Below are 5,576 nucleotides of genomic sequence, written 5' to 3' on the forward strand. Positions count from 1 at the left end.
CGTGGCTGCGCGAGAAGCTCGGCCTGGTCAGCCGCAAGAGCAAGCTCGCCGATGCGATCCGCTACGCCCTCTCGCGCTGGGCCGGCTTGAGCCTGTTCCTCGACGACGGCCGGGTCGAGATCGATTCCAACATCGTCGAGCGCGCGATCCGGCCCCTGGCGCTGAATCGCGAGAATGCGCTCTTTGCCGGCTCGGACGGCGGCGGCCAGCATTGGGCGGTGATCGCCTCGCTGATCGAGTCCCGCAAGCTCGTCGGCGTCGAGCCACACGCCTACCTCGCCGAGGTCATCACCCGCATCGTCGAGGGCCACCCGCAGCGCCGTCTCAACGACCTGCTGCCATGGGCCTACCCGGCCAGGCCAGCCCTCAAAGCCGTGGCCTGAAAACAGCGCTTACCTCACGCCGGCGCCGACCCAGGATCAGAGCTAGGCAGGATACGAGATCGAACACTGTCGTCATGGGACAATCTCCACGATGGGCTGCGCCCCATAGAGTCAGACAAACCCGGGCCGGAAAAGCGGAAACACCGCTTCCCAAAACGGCAGACGCGTCAATTTGTCAAAAGCGTTGAACAGCCCTGACGCTGACCCAATCGCTGACGTAACGAGCCGACCGACCTCATGGAATGGATCGTCGCTGTTCAGTCTCGGGGTGAGATGGGTCGGATCGTATCTGGAGTGGCTTGGATTGTCTGCCCAGGCTCGGCAGGTTGCCTGTAATTACCCACCCCCTTGCGCGGGTTGGGTTTCGCTGATTCCCTGCCGGGATAGGTCGCATCGATCTTGAGCGGTTGAGCCGCGAGGAGCTGATCGAGCTGGTGCTGCGGCTGCAGCGTCCGGAAAAGACTTCTCGCACCTCGTCGAAGCCACCCGCGACGGACCGCAAGGAGCGGCGGGAGCAATCCAAGCCTGGCGGCGCCAAGCCTGGTCACGAAGGCCATAGCCGGGTGATGAGCGACGATCCCGATACGGTCGTCGATCATCGGCCCGACCGATGCTCATGCTGTGGCGGCGACCTGCACACCGCTCTTCCGACCGAGGTCGTCAGCGTTTCCGAGAGGATCGAACTTCCGGAGGTCGCGCCGGTGGTGACGCAGCATCGGCGACTGGCCGTGCGTTGCCCGACCTGCGGGACGCGGGTGGTCGCAGCCGTGCCGGAGGCGGCGCAGGGAACACCCTTCGGCCCGCGGCTGCATGCTGTGGCGACGTATCTCAAGACCTTCCAGGCGCTGTCCTACGCGCGGTTACAGGCGGCGCTCTCCGACCTGTTCGGGCTCACGCTCAGCCAGGGTGGGCTGATGAACCTGCTCCAGCGCGCGCAGAGGCGCTTCCGCTCCGGTCGCGACGAGGCCGTCTCGACCCTGCGCCGGGCCACGGTTGTCGCCTCGGACGAGACCGGCGTGCGCATCGAGGGCAGCAACGCCTACCACTGGGTCTTCCACTCGATCGACGCCGTGGTGCACACGGCCTCGCCGACGCGGGGCGCCATCGTGGTGCGGGAGATGATGGACGGCCACCGGCCCGCGGTGTGGATCTCTGACCGCTACACCGCCCAGCAGGGACACGCGGCCGCGCACCAGACCTGCCTCGCCCATCTCGCCCGCGACGTCGCCTACGTCGTCGAGACCAGCGATGATCCCGTACCCTGGCGCCTGCAGCTCTGGCTCCAATCCGTGTTCGCCCTGGCCGAGCGCGTCATCGATCTGGCCACCTCGACGCTGGCCGCCAAACGCCGGAGCCTGGATCGGCAACTTAGCGCCATCCTCGCCACGCCGAGCCGCTGCGACCTGACCCGCGACCTGCAGGTTAAGATCGACCGGGCGCGCCATCAGCTCCTCGTCTTCCTCGACCATCCCGGTGCTGTCGAGGCGACCAACAACGGCTCGGAACGGCTGCTGCGCCCCTCCGTCGTCCAGCGGAAGGTCACCAACGGCTACCGCGCAATGTGGGCCGCCGAGGGCGAGGCCGATATCCGCACTGTGGTCGATACCGCGCGCCTCACCGGAAGCAGCCCCTTCGGCACCATCCTCAAGACCATCGGCGCCTGAACCCCACCGTCACAGGGGTGGGTAATTACGGTTGCCTCGTACGGCGTGAGGCCGCGTATGGTCTTGAGCCGCCGAGCGAAGTTGTAAGCATTCAAGAAGGCGGCGAGGTGTTCCCGCAGCTGATCGTGGCTTTCGTAGTTGTAGCGATTGACCGTTGCTTCCTTGAGAGTTCGGCGGACAGCCGCTTGAATAAGGCCAGGGATGACGCGGTCGAGGTCGCAACTTTGATGTCGGCCAGTGCTGGCGACGATCGGCCTCATGAAGGAGACCAGCCTTGCCTGATCCAGGAACGGCATGGCCTCCTCGCGGCCGACAAAGAACAGGCTTGCGTTCGTAAGAATATATGCTTCAGCCTTATTTACAGAATGCCACAACGCCTGCTGCGATCGCATTCGCGACCTTGTCATGAAGGTCTCCGGACGTGATTCGTCGCTCGTCTGCGGGATTTACGATTACTGCGGCTTCGACAAGAACTGCTGGAATTCGCGTGTTCCGGAGTACCACCAAGCCATCGTAGGCATACAGACCGATACTACGGTCGAGAAACGGTCGATTTTCGCCCGGGATGGGTTCAGCGTGGTGTGGCGACGGAGACAGGCCGTAATCTACCATCTCGCGTCCAATAGCTCTACCCAGTGCCGCGCTGGCCTGGCCTGAATGGCGGGACACGAAAATCGAAAAACCCGAAGCGTAGTCGCTCTCCCGAGCGTTTGGTCCGCGGTGCAAGTATCTAGGTTGAACTGAGTCATGATGTATTGACACGAAAGCGGAGGCGAGTCGTTTGTTCGCCTGTGCGGGGCGGGACGAAAGGGAAATAGCTGCGCCGCTCTCGCCAATAAGAAAACTGCTTGAGAAACCTCGTGAGTTTAAAGCCAAGAGCGTCTTTCGCGCCAGAGCAAGGTTGTATACATATTCGCTGACATTGGAGGCACTGGTCGCGCCAGGTGCATCGCGATAATGCCCGACATCAATCGCGACTGGAAAGGCTTCTGGCGAGCAAGCCATGGCGCTGACCGATAGAAACACCCATGAGAACGCCGCGCCGCACGGGCGAATTCCCGACATTATCCCAAGCATACCGCGGAAGACTCCTTCAATCACTTCACTGATGCGCGATTGAGACAGGGTTCTAAAGAAATTTTTGTGTGTGTAGCAAGCCACTTCACATTGCACGATAGCGCTGTAATTTCCAGTCTGACGCTCGGAATTTGCCATGAGAAAACATTCCGAAATTATCATGAAGGCAGCGTAAAGTGTACGTCAAGCAGAGGTCTTACGTTTTTATAGCTGCGCTTATTTTGTTTACGACTGCTGGATCTGCGTTGTCTCAGTGGTCGTTGCCTGTGGTAAAACACCCGGTCTACTCTAACCGGTTCGCGTTGATCCTCATCTCGGCACCAGATGTCGGCAGCAGACTTGTCGATGCGCGCGCAGCCGCTGCGGCTTATGCGAAACGACTTGGTGAACTTTCCTTTCAGACGACGATCGTCGGTGGCATCAGTCGGCCCGAATTCGACAGGCGGATACGCGAGGCCTCCACCGCACTCCCCACGGGAGCCGAGGTTGCGCTGATCGTAGTCGGGACGGCGGTCTCCTCTGGGAAAGACCTGTTCGTAGTCCCTTCCGACGCCGTCGGGAATCTTGATGCGCAGGCTGCAACTGCGGAAACGGAAGCGCTGCGGCTCGGCTCAATCCAGCGTCGCTTGCTCGACCGGTCTCCGCGCGAGTTCGTTAGTTTAGTCGAGGACTGCCGTGAGAATGGCGAGCGTTGCTCGGCTTCCGCCTTAGAAGCAGAACCGCGTGGGAGTCAGGTTGCGCTGTTCCGGAACATCTCGACTGCTGCGTCTGCCGTGCAAGAAGCGGAGCTCTCGGTAGTCATGCAGCCTGGGCTCAATTACGAGCAGTTCTTCAGCGTTCTAAGCCAGAAGGTCGGAGCGTTGCAGGGTGTAGCAATCCGTTCGAAGACGTTGTCTTCGACGTTCCATTTTGTGCCAAACGATTTTTTTGATCTGCTGCCGAGCGAGTGCTCTCAAATCAATCCCTTGGCAGACCCGATGGCAGCACTCAATCCGGGTCTAGCGGTAAATCTTGCGGCCTGTGAGCGTAACGCTTCGGTTTGGCCTTCCGTTTGGCAATACCAACTTCGGGTGAAGGCAGGTAAAGAACAGCTTGCCTATCAGCGGGCAGTGGCAACTTGCGACCGCGACGCCGCTGCGCGCGGTTACGCCATTGCTTATCCAGAAGGCCGCTATGTTGGCGCTGTGGAACAGTTTCGACAGTCCTGTCTAAATCGCCCGAGGCCTGCGCCTCTGCCGCCTGCTGTGACACGCGAAGTACCTGTGCCGCGACAAATTAGGGCAGCCCCGGCGCCCGAGCCGTCCGTCCGCGTCTCTCCGAGCTTCTCCTGTGCACGCGCCAACACGAACGCCGAGCACACGATATGCTCAGACAATTCACTCGCACGTCTCGATCGCCAATTGACCACGCTATATGATTTAAGCTTGGCTGATCGTATTGGTTCTTCGAGACGGGCTTTCGTGGCGGCTCAGAAGCAATGGATCCTCGAACGAGACCAGTGTGGCTCAGATGCAAGATGCATTGCTAGGGCTTATGCCCAGCGCATCGGCCAGCTACGCTAAAGGAGGGGCGGCTTCGCCAGCATTACAATTGCGTTTTGGTGTGTGATGTCTGTCGGGTGGCTTTCCTGGGCTTCGGGCCTTGTCAACGGTCGTGTCCCTTGCGTGTTGTAGCTTCTGGTGAGCCACGACGATCACCGGCTTGGGCCGGGAGGATCAGGCTACTGGGGTCGGCAGGCTGACGAGGGGATAATCGCTGATTGGCGCGATGCTTTCCAGCGTCATGTAGCGGCCCCGTTGGACGGCCCATTCATCGTTTTGTTCGAGGAGGATCGCGCCGACGAGGCGGGTCACGGCTTCCTCATTGGGGAAGATGCCGACGACCTCGGTGCGGCGCTTGATCTCGCCGTTGACGCGTTCCAGCGGGTTGGTGGAATTCAGTTTGACCCCATGGGCGGCGGGGAAGCCCATGTAGGCCAGCACGTCAGGCTCGGCCTCATCTATCAAAGCGGCGAGTTTGGGGACCTAGAGCCGTTGCCTGTCATGTTGGGTCGAAGGCATCCTATCCAGCGGCGGCGACGTAGTTTCGGCATTCGTGCGGCCGAAAGGCCTTGAAGGCTTCTCGGATGGCGGCCCAGAGGTCTGGCACCGTGCGCGCGGCGGCCGTTCGCAGGAGCGCCTTCAGCTTGGCGAAGGCTTACTCGATTGATGATGTGGATGGCTCCTGCTCCCGGCGTTGCATTGGGGCATAGTCGGGATGTTGTCGCCTCAAGCTGAGGAGCCACCCATGTCCGAACTTGTTACGGTCGGTATCGACCTCGCGAAGAGCGTTTTCCAAATCCACGGTGTCGATGCGAGCGGTCGTGTTCTCGTGCGTCGCCAACTCCGTCGAAGCCAGCTGCTCGCGTTTTTCGAGAAGCAGCCGCGATGTTTGGTCGGCATGGAAGCTTGCG

Annotated in this window: 4 protein-coding genes and 4 pseudogenes; 4 read left to right on the forward strand and 4 right to left on the reverse strand. The window is 61.0% G+C overall.

The window, feature by feature from the left end; all coding sequences use genetic code 11:
• On the forward strand, positions 1 to 383 hold a 383-nt coding region (locus FV229_RS24945; protein WP_147754515.1), incomplete at its 5' end, for a transposase.
• 383 nt (positions 384 to 766) lie between these two features.
• On the forward strand, positions 767 to 2,047 hold the full coding sequence (locus FV229_RS24950; protein ID WP_147754516.1) for an IS66 family transposase: 1,281 nt from the start codon (positions 767 to 769) through the stop codon (positions 2,045 to 2,047).
• Positions 2,048 to 2,082: 35 nt separating this feature from the next.
• Here FV229_RS24950 and FV229_RS24955 read toward each other — a convergent pair.
• Both FV229_RS24955 and FV229_RS24960 read right to left on the reverse strand, forming a co-directional pair.
• Positions 2,083 to 2,226 (reverse strand): annotated as a pseudogene (locus FV229_RS24955) (IS3 family transposase); the annotation flags it as partial.
• A gap of 175 nt (positions 2,227 to 2,401) precedes the next feature.
• Entirely contained in the window at positions 2,402 to 3,262 is an 861-nt protein-coding gene (locus FV229_RS24960; protein WP_187275279.1) for an N-acetylmuramoyl-L-alanine amidase, read from the reverse strand.
• A gap of 107 nt (positions 3,263 to 3,369) precedes the next feature.
• Between FV229_RS24960 and FV229_RS24965 the strand changes: the two genes are divergently transcribed.
• The gene (locus FV229_RS24965; RefSeq protein WP_147754518.1) at positions 3,370 to 4,686 is read left to right on the forward strand and encodes a lysozyme inhibitor LprI family protein; all 1,317 of its coding nucleotides are present in this window, start codon (positions 3,370 to 3,372) and stop codon (positions 4,684 to 4,686) included.
• 153 nt (positions 4,687 to 4,839) lie between these two features.
• Here FV229_RS24965 and FV229_RS24970 read toward each other — a convergent pair.
• Both FV229_RS24970 and FV229_RS24975 read right to left on the reverse strand, forming a co-directional pair.
• Positions 4,840 to 5,148, reverse strand: a pseudogene (locus tag FV229_RS24970) (transposase); the annotation flags it as partial.
• A gap of 37 nt (positions 5,149 to 5,185) precedes the next feature.
• Positions 5,186 to 5,329: pseudogene (locus FV229_RS24975) on the reverse strand (IS630 family transposase); the annotation flags it as partial.
• 81 nt (positions 5,330 to 5,410) lie between these two features.
• Between FV229_RS24975 and FV229_RS24980 the strand changes: the two are divergent.
• Positions 5,411 to 5,576, forward strand: a pseudogene (locus FV229_RS24980) (IS110 family transposase); the annotation flags it as partial.

The organism is Methylobacterium sp. WL120 (assembly GCF_008039465.1).
Taxonomy (GTDB): domain Bacteria; phylum Pseudomonadota; class Alphaproteobacteria; order Rhizobiales; family Beijerinckiaceae; genus Methylobacterium; species Methylobacterium cerastii.

What these genes read in the sequence shown, in the direction of transcription:
- FV229_RS24960 (WP_187275279.1), bottom strand. Translation starts at nt 3,262, where the DNA reads ATGGCAAATTCCGAGCGTCAGACTGGAAATTACAGCGCTATCGTGCAA.